This window comes from Nitrosospira briensis, assembly GCF_900115125.1.
Taxonomy (GTDB): Bacteria; Pseudomonadota; Gammaproteobacteria; order Burkholderiales; family Nitrosomonadaceae; genus Nitrosospira; species Nitrosospira briensis_A.
In genome coordinates this window covers 1-25995 of sequence record NZ_FOVJ01000010.1, presented here as the reverse complement: position 1 = coordinate 25995, position 25995 = coordinate 1, and the positions used below count along the sequence as shown (strand labels likewise).

Annotated in this window: 19 protein-coding genes; 5 read left to right on the top strand and 14 right to left on the bottom strand. The window is 55.1% G+C overall.

Features of this window, described 5'->3' with window-relative positions:
- Window positions 1-69 precede the first annotated feature (69 nt).
- The 3 genes from BMZ14_RS13700 to BMZ14_RS13690 all read left to right on the top strand — a co-directional run bounded on the left by BMZ14_RS13700 (window position 70) and on the right by BMZ14_RS13690 (window position 4826).
- Complete coding sequence (locus tag BMZ14_RS13700) at window positions 70-1317, top strand: MFS transporter (protein ID WP_256208658.1); 1248 nt, start codon at window positions 70-72, stop codon at window positions 1315-1317.
- Window positions 1318-1649: 332 nt separating this feature from the next.
- Complete coding sequence (locus BMZ14_RS13695; protein ID WP_074798557.1) at window positions 1650-2654, top strand: PstS family phosphate ABC transporter substrate-binding protein; 1005 nt, start codon at window positions 1650-1652, stop codon at window positions 2652-2654.
- A 669-nt stretch (window positions 2655-3323) separates the two neighbouring features.
- The gene (locus tag BMZ14_RS13690; protein ID WP_074798555.1) at window positions 3324-4826 is read left to right on the top strand and encodes an OprO/OprP family phosphate-selective porin; all 1503 of its coding nucleotides are present in this window, start codon (window positions 3324-3326) and stop codon (window positions 4824-4826) included.
- Between the two features lie 360 nt (window positions 4827-5186).
- Here BMZ14_RS13690 and BMZ14_RS13685 read toward each other — a convergent pair whose 3' ends face one another.
- On the bottom strand, window positions 5187-5414 hold the full coding sequence (locus BMZ14_RS13685) for a hypothetical protein (RefSeq protein ID WP_074798553.1): 228 nt from the start codon (window positions 5412-5414) through the stop codon (window positions 5187-5189).
- 480 nt (window positions 5415-5894) lie between these two features.
- On the opposite strand from BMZ14_RS13685, the gene BMZ14_RS13680 reads away from it, so the two are divergent.
- Window positions 5895-7163, top strand: coding sequence for an alkaline phosphatase PhoX (locus tag BMZ14_RS13680; RefSeq protein WP_256208656.1), 1269 nt, complete (start codon window positions 5895-5897; stop codon window positions 7161-7163).
- 154 nt (window positions 7164-7317) lie between these two features.
- On the opposite strand, the gene der is transcribed toward BMZ14_RS13680, so the two are convergent.
- From der to BMZ14_RS13620, 12 genes are all read right to left on the bottom strand, one after another.
- Window positions 7318-8718: a ribosome biogenesis GTPase Der gene (gene der / locus BMZ14_RS13675; RefSeq protein ID WP_074798552.1), complete on the bottom strand. Its 1401-nt coding sequence runs from the start codon at window positions 8716-8718 to the stop codon at window positions 7318-7320.
- Between the two features lie 126 nt (window positions 8719-8844).
- A complete protein-coding gene (gene bamB, locus BMZ14_RS13670) occupies window positions 8845-10050 on the bottom strand; it encodes an outer membrane protein assembly factor BamB (RefSeq protein ID WP_074798550.1) in 1206 nt (401 codons plus the stop codon).
- 343 nt (window positions 10051-10393) lie between these two features.
- Complete coding sequence (locus tag BMZ14_RS13665) at window positions 10394-11020, bottom strand: tetratricopeptide repeat protein (RefSeq protein WP_074798549.1); 627 nt, start codon at window positions 11018-11020, stop codon at window positions 10394-10396.
- Window positions 11021-11033: 13 nt separating this feature from the next.
- Window positions 11034-12326, bottom strand: coding sequence for a histidine--tRNA ligase (gene hisS / locus BMZ14_RS13660; protein WP_074798547.1), 1293 nt, complete (start codon window positions 12324-12326; stop codon window positions 11034-11036).
- A complete protein-coding gene (gene ispG, locus BMZ14_RS13655) occupies window positions 12316-13569 on the bottom strand; it encodes a flavodoxin-dependent (E)-4-hydroxy-3-methylbut-2-enyl-diphosphate synthase (protein WP_074798546.1) in 1254 nt (417 codons plus the stop codon). Before ispG ends, hisS begins: the two co-directional genes overlap by 11 nt.
- A gap of 40 nt (window positions 13570-13609) precedes the next feature.
- Window positions 13610-14614: a helix-turn-helix domain-containing protein gene (locus BMZ14_RS13650; protein WP_074798544.1), complete on the bottom strand. Its 1005-nt coding sequence runs from the start codon at window positions 14612-14614 to the stop codon at window positions 13610-13612.
- A gap of 108 nt (window positions 14615-14722) precedes the next feature.
- Window positions 14723-15820 carry a dual-specificity RNA methyltransferase RlmN gene (gene rlmN / locus BMZ14_RS13645; RefSeq protein ID WP_074798542.1) on the bottom strand — a complete coding sequence of 366 codons (1098 nt, stop codon included), beginning with the start codon at window positions 15818-15820 and terminating at the stop codon, window positions 14723-14725.
- Window positions 15821-15841: 21 nt separating this feature from the next.
- A complete protein-coding gene (ndk, locus tag BMZ14_RS13640) occupies window positions 15842-16267 on the bottom strand; it encodes a nucleoside-diphosphate kinase (RefSeq protein ID WP_074798540.1) in 426 nt (141 codons plus the stop codon).
- A gap of 217 nt (window positions 16268-16484) precedes the next feature.
- Window positions 16485-18572 (bottom strand): M1 family metallopeptidase, encoded by a 2088-nt coding sequence (locus BMZ14_RS13635; RefSeq protein ID WP_074798538.1) that lies wholly within the window; start codon window positions 18570-18572, stop codon window positions 16485-16487.
- A 17-nt stretch (window positions 18573-18589) separates the two neighbouring features.
- Window positions 18590-19834: a ChaN family lipoprotein gene (locus BMZ14_RS13630; RefSeq protein WP_074798537.1), complete on the bottom strand. Its 1245-nt coding sequence runs from the start codon at window positions 19832-19834 to the stop codon at window positions 18590-18592.
- Between the two features lie 159 nt (window positions 19835-19993).
- Window positions 19994-24022, bottom strand: coding sequence for a phosphoribosylformylglycinamidine synthase (purL, locus tag BMZ14_RS13625; protein ID WP_074798535.1), 4029 nt, complete (start codon window positions 24020-24022; stop codon window positions 19994-19996).
- A gap of 169 nt (window positions 24023-24191) precedes the next feature.
- Window positions 24192-25166, bottom strand: coding sequence for a GlxA family transcriptional regulator (locus tag BMZ14_RS13620; RefSeq protein WP_074798533.1), 975 nt, complete (start codon window positions 25164-25166; stop codon window positions 24192-24194).
- Between the two features lie 100 nt (window positions 25167-25266).
- On the opposite strand from BMZ14_RS13620, the gene BMZ14_RS13615 reads away from it, so the two are divergent.
- Window positions 25267-25569 carry a putative quinol monooxygenase gene (locus tag BMZ14_RS13615; protein WP_074798531.1) on the top strand — a complete coding sequence of 101 codons (303 nt, stop codon included), beginning with the start codon at window positions 25267-25269 and terminating at the stop codon, window positions 25567-25569.
- Window positions 25570-25824: 255 nt separating this feature from the next.
- Here the strand turns inward: BMZ14_RS13615 and BMZ14_RS13610 are convergent.
- Window positions 25825-25995: methane monooxygenase/ammonia monooxygenase subunit C (locus BMZ14_RS13610; protein ID WP_218145043.1), on the bottom strand; the 171-nt coding region annotated here is incomplete at its 5' end.

The following is a 25995-nucleotide window of genomic DNA, read 5'->3' as shown; positions in this document are numbered from 1 at the left end:
CGCTGAATAAACCCTGAGCGGCTAATTCGGCATTACTTGCAGATAGATTACGAATGGAGGATCAAATCAGTGAAAGCAGGCGTTGGGCGCAGGATGCTTACCCGTTTGCTCATGCCTGTGGGAGTAGCTGAAACCGCTTACCCATTACTGGCAGCTCGAGCATTGCGCGCCTTTGGCGATGGCTATGTTGCTGTGCTTTTGCCGGCTTATCTGCTGGCGCTGGGATTTGATCAACTGGACGTAGGCTTTTTAACCACGGCAACGTTAGCAGGGTCGGCTTTGGCGATGCTCGGGCTCGGTGCAATTGGCTATAGATGGACAAGTCGCCGGCTGCTGCTGTCCGCTGCCTTGTTAATGGCAATTACCGGCTTCAGCTTCGCGAGCGTTACCTCGTTTTGGCCACTATTTGTTGTCGCATTCGTAGGAACCCTTAATCCGGGTTCTGCCGATGTAAGCATATTCTTGCCGCTGGAACATGCCCGCCTGGCAAAAGCGGCCAGCGGCAACGCGCGCACCGCACTGTTCGCTCGTTATTCGCTTATTGGCTCACTGAGCGCCGCCGTTGGTGCCTCGGCAGCCGGCATCCCGTCCTGGCTGGTGCCAGGGTTGGGGCTTTCTTTAATTGATGGCCTGCGCGCAATGTTCGTGCTGTATGGTCTACTGGGCGGATCCGTCTGGCTGCTCTATCGAACTCTGCCGGTGATTAAAGTCCGGAGTGCCCCGTTATCACAGCCGTTGGGTCCGTCACGCGGCATTGTGTTCAAGCTTGCCATGTTATTCAGCATTGATGCGTTTGCTGGGGGATTGTTGGGAAACTCGCTGCTGACGCTCTGGCTCTTCGAGCGGTTTGGACTGTCGCTCGGAGAGGCCGGTACATTCTTCTTCTGCGCCGGACTCCTGTCGGCCGGATCCCAGCTTGCCGCACCGGCCATCGCACAAAGGATCGGGCTGCTCAACACCATGGTCTTCACCCACATTCCTGCCAGTGTGTGCCTCATTTTTGCTGCAATCGCCCCAAATCTCGAGGTCGCACTCGCTCTGCTGCTCGTACGCAGTGCATTATCGCAGATGGATGTCCCTACACGTACTGCCTATGTAATGGCTGTGGTCACCCCGGCGGAGCGCACTGCCGCTGCAAGCTTCACCGCAGTATCCCGCAGCCTTGCTTCTATCGCGGGTCCAACCTTGACTGGTGCTATGCTGGCCAGCGGACTGCTGAGTGCACCTTTGATTGCCTGTGGAGTTTTGAAGATCACCTACGATCTGGCGTTGTTGATATCCTTTCGGCGCCTGAATGTTCCGGCGGATCGAGGCTAGAGAATAGAAAAATCGATTTCGATCATGGTAAAGGCGAGCCTGTCGTTCAAGTCAGGGATGGGAACAAAACCACAAGTTAACAATACCCATCATCGCGTTTCATTACCCATGCATCTTCCGGCCGTGCCGGCTTGAACTCTCCTGTGATTGCCTCGCTCACTCCGCCTCTCATTATGGCCAAGCTCGCCCGTGTCATGAAAACGCCACAAAACGGAAATGATACCGACACATGCGGGCCGTATTCTCCGAATGGTTTCCTATAAAGAGGCAAGAATTAACCAGGGTAGCGACGACGCTGGAAGTGGCACCTTATCCATTTTACGGAGAAAAAAATGCTGAAATTGCGGGGTATTGACTTAATGGCAGTAGTAATTGTGTTGGGTGCGTTGCTTGGAGCTGGCAGTGTTGTGCATGCTGAGCCGGTTGTAAAAATTGATGGCTCCAGCACTGTTTATCCCATTACCGAAGCAGTGGCGGAAGATTTTCAAATAGCCAGGAACGGTGCCATTAAAGTGACAGTTGGTATTTCGGGCACGGGCGGCGGCTTCAAGAAATTTTGCCGCGGTGAAATTGATATCGCCAATGCTTCGCGCCCTATCCTGAAAAAAGAAATGGACGATTGTAAAGCCGTGGGAGTGCAATACGTTGAAATGCCAGTGGCGTACGATGCGTTGACGGTTGTGGTGAATCCAAAAAATGACTGGGTTAAGGTTATCACCGTTGCAGAACTGAAAAAGATTTGGGAGCCCGATGCGCAGGGGAAAATAACCAAGTGGAATCAAGTAAACCCGGGCTGGCCTGATGATCCGATAAGCCTCTACGGTCCCGGAGCGGATTCTGGCACCTTTGACTACTTTACTGAAGCCATCGTCGGAAAGGCCAAATCGAGCCGCGGAGATTTCACTGCTTCCGAAGATGACAACGTGCTTGTACAGGGGGTGGCGAGCAATAAAAACGGGCTCGGGTTTTTTGGTTTCGCTTACTACTTTGAAAATCAGAAAAAGATCAAAGCACTCGCTGTTGATGGAGGCAAAGGCAGTATTATCCCATCCATTAAAACCGTGGAGGATGGAAGCTACCAGCCATTGTCACGCCCGATTTTTATTTACGTGAATGTCAAGGCGGCAGAAAAACCGGGGGTCAAAGAGTTTGTGGAGTTTTATATGAAAAAAGGACCGGCTCTGGTAAGGGAAGTTAAATATTTTCCGCTGCCAGCGCAAGCTTACACCACTAATCTGGAGCATCTGAACAAGAAGAGAGTTGGCACGGTATTTAACGGCCAACCAGAAGTGGGGCTCAAGATCGATGAGCTGCTCAAGCGTGAAGCCAGCCTGTAATACCACGAAAAAGATAAGGTGGCAAAATGCATAAGCACTGCTATTCAAGCCTTTAAATCTTCGGGGGAAGAATAGCGCGGACCGGGAATTGTTGGTAGTTGGCTAAATACAGGCTGTCCAGCAGGTGGTCAGCTTTCAGCTACCGGCAATTCTATCCAAAAGTACGTCCTCCATCTTCAGGGCTTTCCACCCCCATAGTTCCATCTATCATTTCCACAAGTTTTTATCACGGACGGCCCATTTCCTCTTCGCCCCCCCTACCCCAGGTGATTGTTCTCTGCCGGAATGCCAGCGAATGCACCCGATGCTGGTTCGAGCCAGGCCAAGGAGCAAGAAATCTCGTTCATCCGGCTTCTTCACCGTTATCTCCGGAACCGCACCCGAAAACGGGACGGACCAGGCGTTCCACCCATCCTTTTATTGAAACCTTCAGTTGCATGGGAGCCCTTGAAGAGACTGCTCCTTCAATTACTTGTTGCATGGTAAGCCATTATGGAAAACCATCCCATACCCGGAGTGGATCAGCCAAGCCATCGTCGTTCAACTCTGCCCTTGGTACTGTCATAGAACTGTTACAAAAGGTTAATAAGGCGGTCATCTTCTTTCCCTATTCTTGCTCCGGTTTTAGCAATAAACATAACCATAAACATCATAACCGGGAGCATAGCTTTGAAATTTTCGAGACTTATATTGACAGCGGCAGCTGCCCTGGGGGCAAGCGTATCATCAGGGGCTTTTGCGATTGACCTTTATATCGATACCAAAACCAAGCAGATATATGGAGAGCCGGGGACTGACCGGCAACCTATAGGTACTTTTGAAAGAGTCGAACGTGCCTCATCGAACAATCCAGCGCCTGCGCCGGAGGCAGAGAGAGCCGGCCAGCCAGCGTCCGGCGACAGAAGCGCGAGATTAAAAGAAAAGGCGGAGCGGGCTCAGCTCATCGGCAAGGTTGAGTCGATTGAGGAACGTGTCAAGGAAAGCCAAAAGCAACTCAAGCTGGATAAAAACGGCTTGCAATTCGAATCGGCAGACAAGAATTTCAAGTTCAAGATCGGGGGCCGGATCCACACGGATTACAGCCATAGCAGTAATGATAATTTCTTCTTCAGGGACGGCACTCCGGTTCAAGCCAATGATGGGGCAGAGTTGCGCAGGGGGCGACTGGAGTTCTCAGGCACTTTCTTCAAGGACTGGGATTTCAAGAGCCAGATCGACTTTGCTGATAACAGTGTCGGCGTCAAGGATATGTTTATCTCATATAAAGGGCTGGATTTCGCAAAGGTCAACCTCGGCCATCAGAAACAGCCTTTCAGCCGTGAGTTGCAGGAAAGCTCCAACGATCTCATGTTTGTGGAAAGATCATTAATGAATGTGCTTAACGCACCGCTCGTAGATCGGGCGATTGGTCTGAATGTGTCAAACACCGGTAAAAACTGGACTGGACAGGTTGGACTTTATGGCGAGTCGATCGACGCCAATAACAACAGCCTGGATGAAAGCTGGGGAACCAGTTCGCGTGTCACTTTTGCGCCCATTAACGAAAAGGACAGGGTTATCCATTTAGGCGTGGCGGGAAACTATCGTAAACCGAGCGGCAGCGGCCAGTTGTTCGGTCCCTCCAATGGGGTAAGATTCAGGCATGAAACGTCGCATCTGACTAACCTGTTTCCGATCGATTCGGGCACCCTGGGTAATATCGAGGACGTCAAGATGCTTGGCCTGGAGGCCAGTGGCGTATATGGCCCGTTCAGCGCCGGAGGCGAATATACCCATAGCTGGATTGGCCGCAACAATGGCCTGGATTCGCTAAGCTTCAATGGCTGGTATGGCGAAGCGGCATGGACGCTGACTGGGGAATCGCGTAACTACAAGGAAGGAAAATTCTTCAGAATTGAGCCGGCCCGAGACTTCAGTTTTTCGAAGGGCGGATGGGGCGCATGGGAGTTGGCAGCACGTATCGGGGGAGTGGATATGAACGATGGCGCCTTCAGGGCAGGCGAGATGAAAAACTTTACCGCTGCCCTGAACTGGTACGTGAACCACAATGTTCGCTTCATGTTCAACTACGACAAAATCCTGGAAATCAAGGATTCACCGCTGGTGACGGCAAGCGGTGGAAAACCGGATGACCTGCATACCTTTATGTTCCGGAGCCAAATAGCGTTCTGATACCGATTCGCTGAGAAAGTGCGTGATGACGAGTCAACGGCATTAACTTTGTAACGAAAAACGCCTCAAATGTTGCCTCTGCTTGCATAGATCGAGAAATGCCCGCAAAAAAACCCGCTAATCCAGCGGGTTTTTTTGCTTTAAGGATTTGAAAATTTATATCGTATCTTTTCATGAGGACCATTGCGCCGAGGGTGTGCGGTCACTCTCGACCCGTTGAAGCTACGGATGATGCTGTGGGATATTTTGCGATCGCCATGATCCGGAGATCAGGATGGATTAGCTCAGGCTTTGATTACGAGCGAATGTTCCAGGGGGAAATAAAGTAGCTGGAGATCGGTGTGTGCCAATCCAGGTAGCTTACTTCAACCCACCCTGAGCTGGCGGGTTTTGTGTGTCTGAGCGGAGCGCAAAGCCCACGCTGGGGCCTTCGCGGTTTATCCAGAATACGGTGTTCTCGGGAAAGCCGGTAAGTGATTCTTTATGAAAATGGAGCTTTAAAAGATCGTAGGGATAACTGGTAGAGAGATTCCTGACGCGAACGACATGTTCGGCGGAGGTTCTCGTATAGACAGCATAGTTAGGCATGGCGCCCTCCTGGTTGTATTGGAGCGCCCATGTTAACGACGGCGTGTTGCAGTATTTATGCGAAATAATGAAGTTTTATGCCGTGCGGCTTTTTTCGTGCCCATGAAAATCAAACTGCTTTCAAATTTGCGGATCCCTAACCGCAATGCTCGCAGCAACAGTGTCATCGTCCGGTCATATTCTAAAGGTATATTCGACCCCGTGAATCAGTTGAGGGCAAGGCTGAGAGCTGCTGTGCTTTTCAGTTGCGACGGCTGTTCAATTATGAGCTTCCATGCCATGTTTAAACAGAAAATTTCGAGGTTTATTGTTGTAGCGATACTTCTGGTAATGGCTACCACGGCACACGCTACAGTTGCCGATACGCATTTCGCCAAATTTCATGCTAGCCCGGGCAGCGTTGCTGCCGGCTCCCTCCCGGAGAGTTCTCCGTTTACGTTTTCTTCAACGAGTTTCTCGCAGGTCCGGATTGCGGATCGCATGAGCCAGCTCAGGCTTGGCGAACCCAACTCTGGTGGCTGGGACATGATCACCGCTAACGAGACCGGGTTTGACGCCGGCCGCTACCTGTTTATCCCTTTTGAAACTTTGGAAGCGGGAGTACAGCGCATGGATTTAAAAACAGGACTGACCACAACTCTCGTTCAGCCTGGCACTCAAGGCTTCACCAAGGGGGATGCCTCTCGCTGGGCACCTTGGGGCGGCTATCTGACCGCGGAGGAGTCCTGGGAAAAGGGAAGTACTAAAGGACGTTTATTTGAGCTTACCAATCCGACAACTGCTACGGGCGGCAGCGACTCCAATTTCGTCCATCGGTCTATCGTGCCGCGTGTAGCGCATGAAGGGCTTGCCTTTGACAGAGAGAACAACCTGTATTTCGTTGACGAGTTCAACGGCGGCAGTATTTACAAATATGTGCCGGCCCAGAGCACTGCCCCTACGGGTAACGAGTATTTCTCGGCCGGACAGACCTTTGTCCTGCAGATAAACGGGGGGGACAATGCCAATGCAGTCGGGTCTTTTATATGGATCCCGATTACTGACACGGCTGGAGGTCCTATTGATGGGGTATCGGTGATGAATGCCGATGGAACCATTGATGGCCGCGAGACAGCGAAAATGGTGAAAGGTACCGGTTACCAGCGCCCCGAGGATATGGAGATTAAAACCCTGGCCAACGGAGATGAAATGTTGTTTGTGGCCACCACGGCAACCCACCAGGTGTACTCCATTAATCTTGACTCCAATCAGGTAAAGCTCTTTGTCAACCGTGACACCGTTGATAAGTCCACGGGCGTATCAGTAGGCACCGCCTTGGCCAACCCCGATAATCTGGCGATCGATGCGGCGGGAAATATTTATATTGTTGAGGACCAGCCCGCCGGAATGGCGGACATCTGGTTCGCCCGGGATGCCGACAACGACGGCGTAGCTGATTCTGTTGCTCGCTGGGCATCTCTGTCCACCGTCGGGGCGGAGGCTACCGGCCTTTATTTTGACAAGTTTGATAACAATGTAGCCTATGTGAATGTGCAACACCCGGATAGTCTCGTGGACAGTACGATCATGATCTCCGCAATTCCAGAACCGAATCTGGCCTCTGCAATTCCGGAATCCGGGCTGCCGGGACCGGATCCAATCTCCGCAATGCCGGAATCCAACGCTCTGTCCGTGTTACTGTCTGGTATGGGCTTGATGGCCTTGATGGGCTTTATTGTTCTCCGCAGATCTGTAACCAGTATTTCCTGAACCGGAACGGTGGTGTCTCTGTTATTCGTTTGCCCGAGGTCAAGGGCCTGGCTCTTCCTGTTGACACCTTAATGCGAAAAAATTGACTCCCGTGGCGCAGTTGAGCCACCCTTGGAGAAGATGCATTCCCCGGCCCATTCCCTGCTGATTTGCCCTAGCCGTACTTCTTGCGGCCGAATCGGCGCCGGCGATGGGCACGTTTTGCTTCGGCTTCGCTAAGCGGCGCAGGGCTCTTCCCCGCGTACGGATTGCGGCCGGTCTTGAACTCCACCCGTAACGGCGTGCCCTCCAGTTGAAAGGCAGTCCGGAATGTATTTTCGAGATACCGTTGATAGGTTGAGGACACGTGATCGAGAGCGTTGCCATGAATCACGATCAATGGCGGGTTGGAGCCCCCTTGGTGCGCGTAGCGCAGTTTGGGGCGGGATACACCCGCACGCGGGGGTGGCTGCTTCTCGACCGCCGCCATCAGGATGCGCGTGAGCTTGGGGGTGGAAAGCTGGGCCGTGGCGGCCGCATAGGCCGCATCAATTGAAGGCAGCAACCCTTTTATGCCTGTGCCGCGCAACGCCGAGATGTAGTGAAATTTGGCAAAATTCAGTAGAAAAGGCAGTTTCCGGGCTATCTCGCTCTTGATGGTGTCACGCTGATAGTTATCCAGTCCATCCCACTTGTTAATCGCCAGTACCAGCGCCCGTCCCGCCTCCAGGATAAACCCGGCAATATGCGCATCCTGGTCGGAAATCTCGCTGCTCGCATCCAGGACCAGCACTACCACGTTGGCGTCCTCTACCGCTTGCAGGGTTTTCACCACGGAAAACTTCTCTATCGTTTCGAGTACCTTGCCGCGACGGCGCAAGCCTGCAGTATCAATCAGCGTGTATGGGCGGCCGTTGCGTTCGAAATCAATATAAATGCTGTTACGGGTTGTGCCCGGCTGATCAAAGGCGATTACGCGCTCCTCTCCCAACAACGTATTCACCAGCGTTGATTTACCGACGTTCGGGCGTCCTACGATAGCAATTTTGGGATGCTTGTCCTTGGTTTCATCTTCCTCCGGTTGAGGAAAATCGAGTAACGCCAACTCCACCAGTTCATTCACGTTGTCCCCATGCACGGCGGAGACCGCGCATGGGTCGCCCAGCCCCAGTTCGTGAAATTCCGCCGTTACCACTGAGGAGGCCATGCCTTCGGTTTTATTTACCACCAGCAAGATTTTGCGGCCGGTCTTGCGTAGTTGTTCCGCAATGATTTTGTCTTGGGGCGTCAGACCCGTTCTGCCATCAACGATGAATAGCACAAGGTCAGCTTCGTCGATTGCCTGTCGCGTCTGCCTCGCCATCTCGTGCAGTATGCCTTCCGTCACGGTTGGCTCGAAACCACCGGTATCCACTACCAGATAAGGTTTATCCCCCATTCTGCCGTGGCCATAATGACGGTCTCGCGTCAGTCCGGGAATATCTGCGACGATGGCGTCGCGGCTACGCGTCATACGGTTGAAAAGGGTCGATTTGCCGACATTGGGCCGCCCTACCAGTACGAGGGTGGGTTTCATGGTTTCAGCATGTTTTGAGACGAACTCAGCCCTTCTGCACGGAAGGAAAAAGTCGATGTTTGCGTTTTCTGCAGTGATTGACTTACGGATGAATGACTTTTTACCATTGCTCCGCCATAGCCGCCATCATATGCCAAATGCGTAAACTCCACCCTTTCGCGTCTGTACCATAAAACCATTCGGCAGAGGTACGGGGCGGGTAATGATGGCGCTCTCGTCAGTTAAAGATCGAGCGATGATGGCGCCATTGTCATTCCTGATCACGTTCACATAGCCTTGGGAATCTCCCACCGCTACGCGTGCGTCCTGGACGAGCGGCGGGGACAGTTTCAATCCGTTGAGCAAGTCCTGCTTCCATATATTGGTGCCGTCCTTTTTATCGTAGGCCACGATGGCGCCCTGGTTCTCGCTTACGTAAAGGTAATGATCATCCATGGCCAAGCCGGCATTGCTGGATACATCGCGTGTCCAGATCTGGTTACCTGTAGCAATTTCAAAGCAGGCAACACGCCCCTGATAGGCTACAGCGCATACCTGCTGCTCATCCATGACCGGCAAACTGGTGATATCGGCAATCCGCTCCAATTCTGTTGCCCCCCGCGGCCGCGCCACGACAGCTTCCCAGGCCACCTTGCCAGTGAGCAGATTTATGGCTATAAGTTTTCCGCCGGCGAAACCAGCGTAGATTATGTCGTTAGCGATCAAAACGCTGGCAAAGCTGCGCACCGTCAGCGATGGAGTGGCGCCCTGGTAAATCCACTTGCGCTTGCCCGTGGCCGCATCGAGACAGAAGATCCTGCCGTCGCCGGTTCGAACCACTACCATGCCGTTCGACGCCTGCGGCGGACTTAGCACTTCGCTGGATACCAGTGCCGTCCACAAGGGATTACCGCTTTTTTCTTCAAATGCCAGGACTTCGCCTTTGAAAGTCCCGACTAGCAACATACCGTCGCCCCTGCCAATGCCACCCGACAACCGATGCTTGGTATCGATGACGCCGAATGCCTTGCCCGACACGGGATCGAAACGCACCAGGCGGCCATCCGCGCCGGTTGCATAGACCGCGTCGCTTCCCAGCACGGGCACGAATATTGCTGCCTCACCTTCCTCAACGCCGTTCTGCCATAACAAGCGTGTCTCGGGGATCACCGCCAACTGGGCAATCTGCTCCTCGCTCAACTCGACCCCGCCCCCGAACAGATCTGTAATGCCGGAAACGTCGATATCGGAAAGGTCGCGTGCCAGATCGCGCACCATTTCTATGGCACCGGCACATCCCGAGAGGATCAATGACGACATCAGCAGTAAAATATATCGCCGGATGGATCCCATTATGTGGAGGATTCCTCGATTAAATCGTCCATGTGGCACGCGCCTCCCAGGCGCGATCCCATGCCGCGATAACGGGGACTTATTCAAAGATGCCGGTTCGACTACGGGCATGGTTCCAGTTCATGGTAAAGGAGGTTACTGCGAAAAACGGGATGCGTTTTGATGGCCGCTTTCGGTCATGCCAAGTCCTTGAATGGATCGATGTACCCACTCCGGCCTTATCTTCGATAATTTTTCAACTTCCGTCTTGTTCGGCCTTCAATTTACAGGCTCGGATATTTGTTGGGCTTTACCGCTTGAAGGGGTGCAAAGGATACAAAAAGATTCAAGGAGCAAGGGGGGCTCAAAGAGCATCCAGCTTTATTTGAACAATATCGCTGTAGCTGCTTTTCCCGCCCATCTTGCTGAGCGCCACTTGATAAGCAGTTCTCGCCTCGGCAACCTTGCCTGCCGCGGTGAGCACGTCCCCTTTGAGATCGGCGTAGAGGCCATCAAAGGATTCTCCGTGTTTGGCCTCCAACAGACGCAGTGCGTCGTCGTATTTTTTTTCATCCAGCAATATGCTCGCCAGATGCAGGCGTACAAGGTCCTTCAGTTCATCTTCCTTTGAGTTATCCAGCACCCACTGCAAACGGCTTTTTGCATTTTGCAAGTCCCCTGCGCCCAGGCTGGCCCGGGCGGAGATCAAAGCGGCTCGCGACGCATAGCCGCTACCGGAAAAACCTTCCATAAGCAGCTTGGCGGCATCGTTGATTTTCTTGGGATCTTCGCTCGCCTGAACCTGGAGAAGCGAATCGTACAGTTCCGCCGCCTGCTCGACCTGTTGCCTCTGGTAGTAATTCCAGGCTTGCGTGCCACCTATACCGGTAATAAAAGCCGCCACAACAACAATTATCAGGGTGCCATAGGTGTTCCACCACGTTTTAAACTCTTCTATGTTTTCTTGCTCTTCCGGATTATAGGCTGCCATTTAGCTTCTCTAATTAAGAATTTTCTGGTTCGAGTTCTCTAAGGTTCTTTTTAAGCAAATCTGCTGCTTCCATCAGTCCGGCTCTTACCTGCTCCGCTGCTTCTCGCAAAGGTTTGATGCTTATTTCTCCGGCTTGCGCCTCGTCATCTCCAATGATGATGGCAAAGCGAGCCCCACTGGCGTCGGCTTTCCTCATCTGCGCCTTGAAACTGCCCTCACCGCAATGCAAAACCGCCTTGAGTCCCTCGTCTCGCAATTGTCTCGCCATTTTCCACGCGAGATCATGCGCGGCTTCACCCTGATGTATCACATAGGCGTCAGGCACGGGACACGGTATTTCACTGGCGTTTTCCACCATCAGCGCCAGCACGCGCTCCACTCCCAATGCAAAACCGCACGCTGGCGCGGCCTTGCCGCCAATCTGTTCCACCAGTCCGTCATAGCGTCCTCCTGCACATACCGTGCCTTGCGCGCCAAGCTTGTCGGTAGTCCATTCGAATACCGTGCGGTTGTAATAATCCAATCCTCTCACCAACCGGGGATTGATCTCGAAGTTCATTCCCTGGATGCGCAGGATTTGCTGCAGTCGCTCGAAATGCGCCAGCGAATCCTCATCCAGGTCATCCAGCAGGCGTGGTGCGCCGTCAATGATCTCCTTCATCGCGGCATTCTTGCTGTCGAGTATCCGTAGCGGATTGCTGTGCAGTCGCCGCGAAGCGTCTTCATCCAGATCGCCCAGATGCCGCTCCAGATACTGGATCAACCTGGCCCTGTGTACCGCGCGCGATTCCGTATTGCCAAGCGTGCCAATTTCCAGGCGGACACCGGAAATACCCAGCCTTTTCCATAATTCCGCACACATGACTATCAGCTCGGCGTCGATATCGGGACCGGTGTAGCCCAGTGCTTCGGCGCCCACCTGATGGAATTGGCGGTAACGTCCTTTTTGCGGGCGCTCGTGACGAAACATCGGACCTGAATAGTACAACCTTTGCGGTCCGGCGTAGAGCAGATTGTGTTCCAGCGCGGCGCGCACGCAGGAAGCCGTTCCTTCAGGCCGTAAAGTCAAGCTGTCCCCGTTGAGATGATCCAGAAAGGTGTACATCTCTTTTTCGACGATGTCCGTGACGGCGCCAATGGAACGCACAAACAAATCGGTCTGCTCCACGATCGGCATGCGGATGTTACGGTAGCCATAGGCCGCCATCCAGTCACGAACGACCTGTTCGAAAAACTCCCAAAGGTATATCTGATCAGGCAGGATGTCATTCATCCCGCGAATTGCCTGTATTCCTCTAGTGGGCATTGACGGCACTGACGGATTTCTTCGGGTATTTCGTCTGTACGTATTCATCGACGATCTGGCGGAACTCTCCGGCGATATTGTCGCCTTTCAAGGTCACGGACTTCTGCCCGTCGACGTAAACCGGCGCAACCGGCCGCTCCCCGGAGCCCGGCAGGCTGATGCCGATATTGGCATGCTTGCTTTCGCCCGGCCCATTGACCACGCATCCCATCACCGCCAACGTCATATTCTCAACGCCATCGTATTCTTCGCGCCATACCAGCATCTGGCTGCGCACGTAGCCCTGAATGCTTTCCGCCAATTCCTGGAAATAGGTACTGGTGGTGCGACCACAGCCGGGACATGCCGCTACCAATGGCACAAAGGCGCGGAGTCCCGTCGTCTGCAGGATTTCCTGCGCCACGATCACTTCGCGCGAACGGTCGCCGCCCGGCTCGGGGGTCAGTGATATGCGTATGGTGTCGCCGATGCCTTCGAGGAGCAAAACCGACAAGGCGGCGGTGGAGGCGACAATTCCCTTGGAACCCATGCCTGCTTCGGTCAATCCCAGGTGCAGTGCGTAATCGCACTGCGCTGCCAGGTCGCGGTAGACCGAAATCAGGTCCCTTACGCCGCTTACCTTGCAGGACAATATGATACGGTCGCGGCCCAGCCCGATCTCTTCCGCTCTCGCTGCACTCTCCAGGGCGGAGGTAATCAGCGCCTCACGCATTACGTGTGCCGCATCCTTTGGATCGCTCGAGCGCGCGTTCTCATCCATTACCCGCGCCAGCAGTTCCGGATCGAGACTGCCCCAGTTAACGCCTATGCGCACGGGCTTGTTATATTTACATGCCGTTTCGATCAGAATGGAAAATTGCTCGTCGCGTTTCCTGCCATGTCCCACATTACCCGGATTGATACGGTATTTCGCCAGCGCCTTCGCGCAATCAGGAAAGTCGGTTACCAGCTTGTGACCATTGAAATGGAAATCGCCTATCAGGGGCACATCAAGCCCCATGTCATCAAGACGCGACCGGATGCCCGGCACGGCTTGCGCTGCCGCGGCGGTATTAACCGTGATGCGAACCAGTTCCGACCCCGCGCGTGCAAGTTGCGCCACTTGTACCGCAGTGGCAACCTCATTTTCCGTATCCGTGTTGGTCATGGATTGCACCACTACCGGCGCACCGCCGCCAATCTTGATGTCGTCCACGCGAACGCCCACGCTATTTCGTCGTTGGGGAAAAGTATTATCAGACATAGTCATATCAGGTATAAAAAATCTTATGAATGTTGAAGTTCTATTTGAGCGACAGACGTGCCGTTCCGCCGTAAGCATTGGTAAAGGGCGCCAGATCAACCGGCTTGTTATTGTAGACCAGCTTGACTTCTGCCGCGTTACCGATCGTCAGGGAGTACGGGGGCGTGCCGTGTACGACTTGCTCCGTGCCACGAGGATTAATTCGCGAAAGAAGCAATCTGCCCCCACCGTCCCTGATTTCAGTCCATGATTCTCCCTCGAATATCAAATGGACACCGTTCCCTCCGTTATTGACGAATCCAGGGGCAACGGCGATATTTGCAGATTCAGGGTTTGCCGGTCCCGGAGAAACCGAGTTTGCCGGCGGGGGAACAATCTCTGCGGGAGGAACCCGCTGCTCCGAAGGCAAGGGAGCACGTTCCTGAGCAGAAGGCGAAACACTGCTTTTTTGTTCAAGCATTCCCGTGTTCTCAGCAGTTGCCATGCCATCCGCCCGCCCGCCCGGAATTGCGCCGGACGATTGAAATTGCGGCGGCTCCATTGCCGGCTCAGCCTCGATCCCGGCTTCGGACTGCACGCTTGGCTCCTTTTCAACATTCGCCTCATTGCCGCGATAAATTTCATAAATCAGCAGAAACAGCGCCAGAACTGCTGCTGCCGCAATAATCAGGTTACGCCTTCCTGATTTCTGATTCGAAGGAAATGGAATTCCTTCAATCGGATTTGAAATGATCTGAGTCGGCGGAGGTGGAAGGAATTCCTCCAGTTGTTGCAATAATGGGGCCGCATCCATCTGCAGCAGCTTGGCGTAATTGCGTACGAAACCGCGCAGAAATGTTCCGCTCGCCACGTTGTCGTAATCATCCGCCTCCAGTGCAGTAACCTGCCGCACGGACAAACGCAACTGACGCGCGACATCGTCGATACTTAATCCACGCTCCAGTCGTGCTTCCCGTAGCAATTGGCCCACGCGAGGGGGTTTTTTGACCAACGCTGGCGCTGCCTCCTCTTGCCCGTTGATGTCCTTGTTATCAGGAGAATCCATCGCTCGAATCCGTCATCGTGCAGCATCCGGCACCTGCCTCGTAGCCGGAAACCGCGCTACCACGGTACGGCACGAATGCTGCTGAAAAAAAAGCGGCCCGAATGTGCCTCATCGCGCCACTTCCATTGGCACGCGGATTGCCCGCCGGGTTTTATCGTGCACTTTTCCGGCAAGCTGGCCGCAGGCCGCGTCAATATCGTCACCCCGCGTCTTGCGTACCGTGGTGATCAGCTCCGCCTGCATCAACACGTCCCGAAAACGGCATACCGTGTCTGCCGGCGAACGCCTGTAGCCGGAATTGGGGAATGGATTAAATGGAATCAGGTTGAATTTGCAAGGCGTGTCCCGCACCAGGCGCACCAATTCATGGGCATGGGCCACGCTGTCATTGACGCCATCCAGCATGACGTATTCGAACGTGATGAAATCTCGCGGCGCGGATTGAAGATAGCGCTGGCAGGCCGCCAACAATTCCTTTATTGGATACTTCCTGTTAATCGGAACCAGTTGATCCCGCAACGCGTCATTGGGCGCGTGCAAGGATACCGCCAGCGCCACAGGACAGCGCTCGCGCAGCCTGTCCATGGCGGGCACGAGACCCGAGGTACTGACCGTGACCCGACGCCGCGACAACCCATAGGCATTGTCGTCCAGCATCAGATCGAGGGCGGTCACTACATTTTCAAAATTGGCCAACGGCTCACCCATTCCCATCATTACGACATTGGTAACGGCGCGGTCTCGCCCCCGCGCGGGATCGAGCTCTTCCCGCAGCGCTTTGTTCGCCCACCATAACTGACCGATGATCTCGGCTACCGTGAGGTTCCGGTTAAACCCCTGCCTCCCTGTAGAGCAAAAGCTGCATGCCAGCGCACAACCGACCTGGCTGGAAATACACAGCGTCCCCCGGTTGGTTTCAGGGATGAAAACCGTCTCGATGCCGTTACCGGCGCCCACTGACAAGAGCCACTTGCGCGTGCCGTCGGCGGCGGTATGATCGCCGGTAACCTCTGGCGGTTCAATCATGGCCGTAGTCGACAGCTTATCGCGCAACCCTTTCGCCAAATCGCTCATTGCCGTGAAATCCACCTCGCCAGACCGGTGTATCCAACGCAACAATTGCCTGGCGCGAAAAGGCTTCTCGCCGATTTCCACACAGAAACCAGCGAGACCTTTCGCATCGAAATCGAGGAGATTAACGCTCATAGTGTTGAGCCGGGGTCCGTTTTATCGGGAATAAATGTTGAATTCGGGAAAATAATAAGCAATCTCAACCGCTGCGGTTTCAACTGCATCAGAGCCATGCACTGCGTTGGCATCGATGCTGTCTGCGAAATCTGCGCGGATAGTCCCTTTCCCGGCTTGCTTCGGGTCGGTTGCCCCCATCAGTTCCCGGTTTTTTCTGATCGCGTCCTCGCCTTCCAGTACTTGTATCATTACCGGCCCGGAAATCATGAATTTCACCAGATCGTTGAAGAAAGGCCGGTTGCGATGCACTGCGTAAAAACCCTCCGCGTCCGCCTGCGACAGATGTAGCATCCGCGCCGCGATTATTTTCAATCCGTTGCTTTCGAAGCGCGAATAGATTTCTCCGATCACGTTTTTTGCTACCGCATCAGGTTTGATGATAGACAGGGTTCTCTCGACAGCCATTAAATACTCCGTTAAATTAATAAATTAGATACATTTTAACAAAAAAACCCCCTCCGAAGTCGGGAAATCGGAAACCGACTGCAACGGCCTGGACGTATACCTGCGAAACGATACGACAATGGAACCGATGAATAGGTCCCGCGCCGTTGAGGATATGTTTTATGTCTTCCCCGGTTCAGATAGATTTCTTTTCATGCTCCATGCTTCGAACAGCACGTCAATGCAGCTTTACCACCTGGGGGCGCGTTGTCCATGCACCTCGGGCGATCGCCTTTGCGCCGTCGAAAATGACATAGCTCTGGCGGCCGTAGTGTGGCAGCGGACGTGTCAGTGCTACCAGGGATGCCGGATCACGCGCGGATACGACAGCGAGCGTCACGCCATCCGGCCGCATGACCGTCCACGCCTGCGCGGAACCTTTACCCCGCACGACTTCAGGCCGCGCAGGCAATCGGTGGTGCGAAAGCCACGTATCCACCTGCTCCTGCAGGCCGATCACGAGAGTCGGCACAGACGGCGCGCTGTCCGTCCCGGAAACCAGTTTCGGCGCGCGGTGTTGAAGTTTCGCCGCAAGCGTTTCGGCGGCCTCGCGCAAGTCTCCGCTTTCCGGAAGCAAAACGGTGACGGCTGCTTTGTCTACCATCACCTGCCGCAGGATCGGGGGCGCCTCGTCGGGCATCAGGCGGCGGAACAACTGGAGATTCGGATCCAGAACCACTTCCAGTGGCCGTGCGGCCACGTCGAGCGTGAATACCCGGCGCCCGCTCTCAAGGTCAAGCGTATGGAGTTCCTCGCTCTCGCCAGTACGTACCGCGACAGGCACGCGCAACCGGTATGGCGGGTCGGTCTGTTCAAGCGTGACGGTAAGACGATGCTGGCCCGACTCCGGCTTCACGTGCGCCGCGTCCGCGATGCGTACAACCGGCGCGCCTGCCTGAGAGAGCCACTGGTCGAAGAAAACGCTGAGATCCTGTCCGGAAGCGGCTTCGAATGAGCGCTGTAAATCAGCCCATGATGCGATGCGAAAGCGCTGTTCGCGCCAAAACGTCTGGAGCGCGCGATCGAAGGTTTCACGCCCGAGCAAATCTCGCAGCATGAAGAAAATCATTGCCGCCTTGTTGTACCCAACGATTTGCGTCGCTCCGTGCGTACGCGAGGTAAAGGTGGAAAGGGGCGCATCCTGGCCAGGGGACAACGCGGCAAAGTCGCGCAGCCAACCGCGCCGCATCTCGCGGGCCGCTTCAGGGCTTTCACGCTCCTTGTAAGCGTAGTCCGCCATGAAGGTGGTAAGCCCCTCCGACCAGTTGCCTCTGCCATAGTCGGGGTATACGCCGTTTCCCCACCAGTTATGCAGCACCTCATGGCCGAGCGAGGTGGACCGGATAAACGGCAGCCGCAGCACATCTATCCCCAGATAGGTGAGCGTCGGCATGCCAAAGCCTGTCGGCGTCGGGCTCGATACGACGCTGAACTCGGAAAATGGATAGGCGCCGATCCAGGATTCGTAGAGCTCGACATACTCCTTTACCGAATCGAGGTAGGCAGGGGCGAGATCGCCAATCTGCGGGTGGAAATAGGTCCGCAACTGAATCGGCTTGCCGCCCGCGCTGCGCATGGTTCGTGTCTCGACAGTGTAAGGGCCGGCCATGAGATCGATGCCACCGGTGGGGGAAGGAAATTCAAAACGGGCATGATATCCCTCGTTTGACTCGGATTCCTCTATTAACCGGCCGGGGACGATGCCGCGCTGCCCCGCCGGCAGCTCGATATTCAAGCGATAACTGGCAAGTTTTCCCGCAATGTACGGGTACCAGCCGCTTGAATCAGGCAGGAAAGTGCCCGCCTCTCCACTTGCAGGCTCGTCGCGTCCGAGCGTCTGGGGATGATCGAGCGAGATATCCAGCGCGGAAAGCTCTCCGCCCCATCGAACCTCGATACGGCGCGGAATTTTCTGACCACCCGAAATCCCCCAGACCCGCATCTTTCCCATGCTTGCGGCCGGCCCCAGGGATGTGCCGTCCACCCGCGCGTGCATAACCCCGAAACGGCGTCCCAGCATCAGGGTCAACTCGTCAGGCGTGTTCACCGTGATAACGCTGCGCCCTTCTATGCTGCGCGCCACCGGGTCAATCCGCACGGTAATATCGTAGTGAACCTCGGCGGTGTCCGCCGCTTCGCTGGAAGCGGCAAATGCGCTGGTTGAGGTAGTTAAAGTGATCGAGGTTAAAGTAAAAATCGGGACCAGGATGTATGCAATGCCACTCCAGATATTCAATATGCGCAACCCTGCCATCAACTTCATCATCCACCTCATCATTAGTATCACTTCGGCATCGCCGGAAACTTGGCGATGATCTCGATCGTATCGCCGCCCCGTTTAAGCTTGAGCGGCAACCATGTACCTGGCGCCTGGCGCTTCACTATTTCGACGATATCCTCGAGCCGTCTGACCGAAAAACCCGCGGCTTCGCTGATTATGTCGCTGTCGCGGATCCCCGATTTATCCGCGATGCTCCCCTTCTCCACCTGAAGCACGCGAGCGCCACCGTCCTCCGCCAATTCAAAGCGGATACCAAGACGCTGCCGTGGCGCGTCATGCCCCACGAACGATAACGATGCCGTACCAAATACCGCATCCGCCAATCCTGCGATCATCTGTCCGCAAGACGTGCCGCTATTCCACGGCAGAAGAGTGCCCACGTCGCTTACGCCGAGGGCCTTCAACTGATGGGGGACCCCATATCCATGCTTGATGTGGCCCGAACCCATGATTCCAACGACAAGAGGACGTCCTGGCCTGCTCAGCGCGGCATTTATCGCCTGCGCCATTGCCCCGTCCCAGAGCTGCTGGCCCTCGACAAAACGCAGAAAATCCGGATCGTCGCGCCCCGGATTTTTCTTTTTGCCGGCACGCTCGTGCTCACCGTAGATGGGCAGCAGGTAACCAAGATAGGCAGCGCTCGGCGCAGAAGGAGGCAGCACGCCTTCACGTTCATTTTCGGGAACGGCGCCGAAACCCTTCGCCGCAACCGAGCGTCTCAACCGCGTATCGATATTCAGCGCCACCATCGGCACGCGGTTCATGCGCGCAAAATGAAACAGCGGCAGATAGAGACGCGCATCGGTGCTCCAGACAGCGTTCCAGTCGGACGCGGCTAGAAATTGCGACTCGGTCAGTTCGCCCGCCACCCACTGATCGAGCGCCTTCTGCACGCGGCGCGGAAACATTTCGAAACCGATTACCATGTCTGGATGCTCGGCGTGCAACGCTGCCAGCGTCTGCAATTGCCACCGGTGGTGCTCGGTGTTATCGTGCATTTCACCAAGCAGCACCACCGAACGCTTGGCGGCGGCCGCAATGACATCAGTCACGGATATCTCTCCCTTGCCGGGCACGGTCCAGCTTCCGGCTGGCGCACAGTTCGCGCTTCCCCTTTCCTTGTTCTGGCTGTCGGCGGCCGCCTTCGTCTGCGCCAACGCGTTGTTGAGGGAAACGCTGGAAACAAATAAGGCAAAGACGAGAAGCACTCTCAAGGGGGCAAAGAACGCATTCCAAAAAATTTTCAAACCGCATACTCCTTCATCATGAACAGGCGAACTCTCTCAACTCCTCCACCCAATCTCCCTGGCTTCGCAAGGCGAAAATTCCCTGGCTCAAGCAACCTCGAGACATCTCGATCAGAACATGCTCCACGGACACTTACCGCTTACAGTCGCGCCCTTCGCTCATCCCATCCATTTACGCGCGTTCCTGAACATCCGCATCCAGGGCGCGTCCTCCGCCCATCCCGGATGCCACGAGTTCTGCACCGCCCGGACTCCGCGCTCGGGGTGGGGCATGAGGATGGTGAAACGCCCGTCCGTTGTCGTCACACCGGCAATGCCCTGAGGAGAACCGCTGGGATTGAGTGGGTAAACATCGGTGGGTTCGCCCCGATTATCCACAAAACGCATCGCAACCAGGGACGAGATCATGGAGGCGCCACCCTCATCGGCAAATTCCGCACAGCCCTCGCCATGCGCCACCGCAATCGGCATACTGCTCCCGCCCATACCATCAAAAAACAGTGACGGACTTTGCGGCACTTCCACCATGACAAAGCGGGCCTCGAACTGCTCAGATTTGTTTCGCACAAATTTTGGCCACCGGGCTGTTCCGGGAATGATTTCCCGCAGATTGCTCATCATCTGGCAGCCATTGCATACGCCCAGAGCAAAGGTGTCCTTCTGCGCGAAAAAAGCTTCAAACTCGTCCCGGGCGCGAGCGTTATACAGGATGGAACTGGCCCAACCCTCCCCGGCGCCCAGCACGTCACCATATGAAAATCCGCCGCACGCGGCGAAGCCCTTGTAATCTCTAAGGGAAACCCGCCCCGCAATGATATCGCTCATGTGCACATCGGTCGCGGCAAATCCGGCCCGATCGAAGGCCGCAGCCATCTCGACATGACCATTTACGCCTTGTTCGCGCAAAATCGCGATTCGTGGCCGGGTGCCTGCCTGGATGTAGGGCGCCGCAATGTCATGCTCCACGTCGAAACTCAGTTGCGCGTATAGACCGGGATCACGAACATCGAGTATGCGATCGTACTCCTGTTGCGCGCATTCCGGGTTGTCGCGCAGCTTTTGCATCCGGTAAGTGGTGTCCGACCAGGCGCGATGCAAGTCAACGCGCTTTTCAGAAAATATCGCCTTATTGTTGCGCAGAAACCTGATTTCATCTCCGTCATTAACGTTGCCAATGACAAAACTCAGGTCACGCAAACCTTCTTCCGACAACACAGCCAGCACATCCCGGCGATCGCCAGTCTTTATCTGGATCACTGCGCCCAGTTCTTCGTTAAACAGAACAGACAGGATGCGCTCCAGGAATCTTCCGCCCAGTGCTTCCGGTTGGCGTTCGCTGCCATCGATATCGGTCGCGAGCGCATCGAAACACAACTGATCCAGGTTGATGCTTAAGCCTGCGTGTCCCGCAAAAGCCATCTCGCACAATACCGCAAACAAACCGCCGTCGGAGCGGTCATGATACGCGGCTATCCTGTTTTCACGGTTCAGGCGCTGTATGGCTGAAAAGAAACCCTTAAGTATATCCGCTCCTTCCAGACTCTCTAAATCCGGCGCGTCATCGCCTACCTGTTTATAAACCTGCGCCAGCGCCGAACCGCCCAGACGGTTCCTGCCTTCCCCCAGGTCGATCAGAATCAGTTCTGTCTCCCCATGATCGACGCGCAACTGCGGTGTCAGCGTTTTGCGCACATCTGTCACTCTCGCAAACGCGGAAACGATCAGCGACAAGGGAGCAATCACTTCTTTTTCTTCCCCCTGGCCTTCCTGGGCAGTATCCGATGCCCACACGGTTTTCATCGACATCGAGTCTTTGCCCACCGGAATGCTGATTCCCAACCGTGGACATAATTCCATGCCTACCGCGTGTACCGCATCGAACAGGGCGGCGTCTTCGCCCGGGTGCCCCGCCGCGGCCATCCAGTTTGCGGAAAGCTTGATCTCACCGATGTTTTCAATCAGCGCCGCCGCGATATTGGTAACGGCCTCGCCCACCGCCATCCGTGCCGAAGCAGCGGGATCAACCAGCGCCACAGGCGTGCGCTCGCCGACCGCGAAGGCTTCGCCCAGGTACGTGCGATAACCCATCAATGTTACCGCAACATCCGCAACGGGAACCTGCCACGGTCCCACCATCTGGTCACGTGCGGTCATTCCCCCAACGCTTCGGTCACCGATGCTGATGAGAAAAGTCTTGTCCGCCACCGTGGGCAACCGAAGCACACGATATGCTGCTTCCCGGAGATTTACTCCCGGCGCATCAAAAGACTTGAGCTGTTTTTTAATGCGTGTCACATCACGCGTCATTTTCGGCGGTTTGCCCAGCAATACGGAAAGATCCATATCCACCGGCCGGTTGCCGAAGAGGGAATCAGTTACGACGAGTTGCTCCTGTGCCGCCGCTGTCCCCACCACCGCGAACGGGCAGCGTTCGCGCTCGCAAATTGCCAGGAATAATTCCAGCGACTCGGGTCTGATTGCGAGCACATACCGTTCCTGCGCCTCATTGCTCCAGATCTGCATCGGCGACATGCCGGGCTCCTCGGAGGGAATAGCGCGTAAATCGAGACAGCCCCCCCGTCCCGAACCGTGCAACAACTCCGGTAGCGCATTGGATAAGCCGCCCGCGCCAACGTCATGAATTGAAAGGATAGGGTTAGGCTCACCACGTCTTTCCATCTGCCAGCAGTTGTCGATAACCTCCTGCGCACGCCGCTCCATTTCCGGATTGCCGCGCTGAACCGAGTCGAAGTCAAGGCTCTCCGCATTTTTTCCCGTATCCATGCTGGACGCCGCGCCGCCGCCCAGACCGATCAACATGCCTGGTCCGCCCAACTGGATCAACAGCGCTCCGGCCGGAAACTCTTCCTTAAAGGAATGACGTTCCGCAATATGGCCGATGCCGCCGGCCAGCATGATAGGTTTGTGGTAACCGCGCATCTCGCCGCCGACGTGCTCCTCGAAGGTACGGAAATACCCTGCGAGATTAGGCCGGCCGAACTCATTGTTGAATGCGGCACCCCCGATGGGGCCTTCCAGCATGATCTGCAAAGCCGACGCGGTGCGCGCCGGCTTGCCGTATGAATGACCCGGTTCCATTTCCGGACAGGCCTCCCAGGGCTGAATAAATCCGGGAATACTCAAATTGGAAACCGAGAAGCCGCTGAGTCCAGCCCTGGGCTTGGCGCCGCGGCCTGTGGCGCCTTCGTCCCGAATCTCCCCTCCCACGCCGGTAGCGGCGCCCGGAAAAGGCGAAATCGCGGTAGGATGATTGTGCGTTTCCACTTTCATCAGGATATGCGTCTGCTCCTCGGCATAGCCATACGCATTATCCTTGCCGGGGTAGAAGCGGGCAATCGCGGCGCCCTCCATCACAGCCGAATTATCCGCGTACGCTACCACCGTACCTTGCGGATTCTGCTCGTGAGTATTGCGTATCATTGAAAATAACGACTTCGTCCGGGGCTCGCCATCTATTACCCAGTCCGCATTGAAGATCTTGTGGCGGCAATGCTCTGAATTCGCCTGCGCGAACATCATCAATTCCACGTCCATGGGATTACGCGCGATGCGCATGAAATAAGCGGCGAAATAGTCGATTTCATCAGATGACAATGCGAGTCCCATCTCGCTATTTGCCTTTTCCAGTGCTTCTTTTCCACGGGTTAGCACATCAACGGTTTTCAGCGGTTGCGGAGGGAAATGCCTGAACAGTTGTTCCGCGTCATCGAAAGAGCCAAATACCGCCTCGGTCATGCGGTCGTGTATCAGCGCGAGCCGTGCATCCCCGGTTCCGGTTTCGGGAGACAATCTGGCGGAATCTTCGCTTCCTGGCCAAATGTAAAAAGCCACGCCGCGCTCCACCCGTTCCACCGCTCCCAACCCGCAATTGTGGACAATATCAGTGGCTTTGGTAGACCATGGAGATATGGTGCCGGGACGGGGCACGACCAGCAACAATTCGCCTTTGGCATGCTCAGCCTGCTGGACTGCCCGTTCCTTCGGCGCACACTTGAGCAGCCTCTCAAGAATGGCAACCTCGCCGGCCTTCAGATCGCGCCCGGTCGCGCAAAAATACCAGTATTCCGCATGAATGCCGGAGACTTGCGGAACGGCGACTCTCAGGGCGTTCCTCAGTTTTTCAAGACGGAAAGGGGAGAGGGCGTTGCCGCCCTGAAGTCGAAGCATAAACTATCTATTCATTCGACAATGGAAAACACATCATTTTACACTAGAAGACATGCTACCCCACGGCCCGCTGATGTTTGATGATCGCCAGCATGAATAGACTGAAACCGAACATGTCAGCCCGTCAACTGGTTGATGAATTATATGAGGCAGGCAAGTTTGATTCGCCTTACGGCTGCCCCCAGGGCGGTATCCGAAGTGCGCTGACAGGACGTCCGGTTTTGCGTCGAAGAAGCGAGCGCAATGTTGCGCCATCTGCATAACCAACCTGAGCGGCGATCGAATCGACGTTATCGCTGCTTGTTCTCAGAAGATGGATCGCGCGCTCCACACGAAGATCCTGAAAATAAGAAAGTGGAGACTTGCCTACCACTGCTTGCAAGCGGCGTGAAAGTGTTCTCTCACTTGAGCCAGTCGCAATTGCGGCGTCGCCAAGGGAGAAAGGCTTTCCCAATCGACATCGCGCCCAGAGCTCGAACCTTTGAACCAGCGTATCCGCGTGTGACAGGTGATCAGGTATTGCGAAAACCGCCTGCGAACTCCGCGGTTCAATCAACAGAAATCGCGCGGTCAACTCCGCGAGCGTTGGACTGCTGCGGCGTATAAGCCACAGTGCCAGATCAATATGGGCCAGTGCAGCGCCGGCAGTGACAAATCCGGATGAGCTTATAACCATGCGGGACTCTTCAAGCCGCACACCGGGATAACGTTCGCGGAACAATGGAGCCAGCCACCATGACGTGGTAGCACTTCGCCCTTCAAGGAGTGAAGTGTCTGCAAGAACAAACGTCCCGGTACACGCGGCGCCAACCAGAGTACCGGCCCCCGCCAATTCGCGCAGCAGAGAGCCAGCATCACGTACATCTTTTCGCTTGAGCGCCAACTCCAGTGTTTCGGGCATTTTTGCCCCTAACGCCGGAATCAATACTACGTCTGGAGATTCGCTTCGTGAGGTGGCTACTATCGGCACGGTAAATCCGTGGCTCGTGCGGATTCTCCTGCGCATACCGATAACAGTCACGGTGAAGCGCGTCGAAAGAGCATCAACGGAACTCGCAAGATCATTTGCGATATTCAATGTATCGAGGAGTGTCGATAGTCCGGTGTCAAAAACCTCATCGAGTGCGAGTATGTGGATACGCATGGCGATAATTATATCAAATCTGTCAATCTTGCCACTAGGCAAAAGGTGTTTTGATGACTAGAGTTGAGTCTCGATTGATCAACTTAAAAAGGAAATCAAAATGGTAACAGTGGCGCTGTTTGTAAGATTACAAGCCAAACCGGGGAGAGAAGCTGACGTAGAGAATTTTTTAAGGCAAGGATTAACTATGGCGAGTCAGGAAACTACTACTCCAATCTGGTTTGCCCTGCGTCTCGGCCCGTCTACTTTCGGTATTTTTGACGCATTTGTCGATGAGGCAGGACGATCAGCACATTTGTCCGGCCCGATTGCCGAAGCCCTGATGGCCAACGCTGCGGATCTGTTGGCTGAGCCCCCGCAAATTGAACATGTAGATGTCCTTGGCGTTAAGCTCCCGAGCTGACCGCAATCGCTGGCATTTGAGGTTAAGGTTTCTGCGAAGCGCGAATATCGCTATGTTCGAGCTGTCATAAGCGGAACTGATGGTGCGGCGGCGCCAGTTGCTTCCCGCACCCTTCCAAAAACACGTTTCTTTATGGTGTACTTAGAGTGTGTCGTGTAAAGACACTCTTTCGGGTTTACCTTAATCGGCGACAAAAAACCCCATCCCCCACTAGGAAAAGGGATGGGGTTGTACAACGACCGTTACCGTCTGGACTTAGACGACGTCATCCAGAATCGCCCTGCTTTGGTTGTTCCACTGCACGTCCAGCAGATTGGAGAAGCGGGCAATAATCTGCACCGCGACACCGCCAGCAAACAGGGCAGCCCATGCCAATACCACGAAGCCCCAATGCAATGGCGCGCTGAAGAGTTCTTCCATGAACCA

Bases quoted from the DNA above. Each gene is read 5' to 3' on its own strand.
- BMZ14_RS13695 (WP_074798557.1), top strand. From the start codon at position 1,650: ATGCTGAAATTGCGGGGTATTGACTTAATGGCAGTAGTAATTGTGTTG.
- BMZ14_RS13685 (WP_074798553.1), bottom strand. From the start codon at position 5,414: ATGCCTAACTATGCTGTCTATACGAGAACCTCCGCCGAACATGTCGTT.
- BMZ14_RS13680 (WP_256208656.1), top strand. From the start codon at position 5,895: ATGAGCCAGCTCAGGCTTGGCGAACCCAACTCTGGTGGCTGGGACATG.
- der (WP_074798552.1), bottom strand. From the start codon at position 8,718: ATGAAACCCACCCTCGTACTGGTAGGGCGGCCCAATGTCGGCAAATCG.
- bamB (WP_074798550.1), bottom strand. From the start codon at position 10,050: ATGGGATCCATCCGGCGATATATTTTACTGCTGATGTCGTCATTGATC.
- BMZ14_RS13665 (WP_074798549.1), bottom strand. From the start codon at position 11,020: ATGGCAGCCTATAATCCGGAAGAGCAAGAAAACATAGAAGAGTTTAAA.
- hisS (WP_074798547.1), bottom strand. From the start codon at position 12,326: ATGCCCACTAGAGGAATACAGGCAATTCGCGGGATGAATGACATCCTG.
- ispG (WP_074798546.1), bottom strand. From the start codon at position 13,569: ATGTCTGATAATACTTTTCCCCAACGACGAAATAGCGTGGGCGTTCGC.
- BMZ14_RS13650 (WP_074798544.1), bottom strand. From the start codon at position 14,614: ATGGATTCTCCTGATAACAAGGACATCAACGGGCAAGAGGAGGCAGCG.
- rlmN (WP_074798542.1), bottom strand. From the start codon at position 15,820: ATGAGCGTTAATCTCCTCGATTTCGATGCGAAAGGTCTCGCTGGTTTC.
- ndk (WP_074798540.1), bottom strand. From the start codon at position 16,267: ATGGCTGTCGAGAGAACCCTGTCTATCATCAAACCTGATGCGGTAGCA.
- BMZ14_RS13635 (WP_074798538.1), bottom strand. From the start codon at position 18,572: ATGATGAAGTTGATGGCAGGGTTGCGCATATTGAATATCTGGAGTGGC.
- purL (WP_074798535.1), bottom strand. From the start codon at position 24,022: ATGCTTCGACTTCAGGGCGGCAACGCCCTCTCCCCTTTCCGTCTTGAA.
- BMZ14_RS13620 (WP_074798533.1), bottom strand. From the start codon at position 25,166: ATGCGTATCCACATACTCGCACTCGATGAGGTTTTTGACACCGGACTA.
- BMZ14_RS13615 (WP_074798531.1), top strand. From the start codon at position 25,267: ATGGTAACAGTGGCGCTGTTTGTAAGATTACAAGCCAAACCGGGGAGA.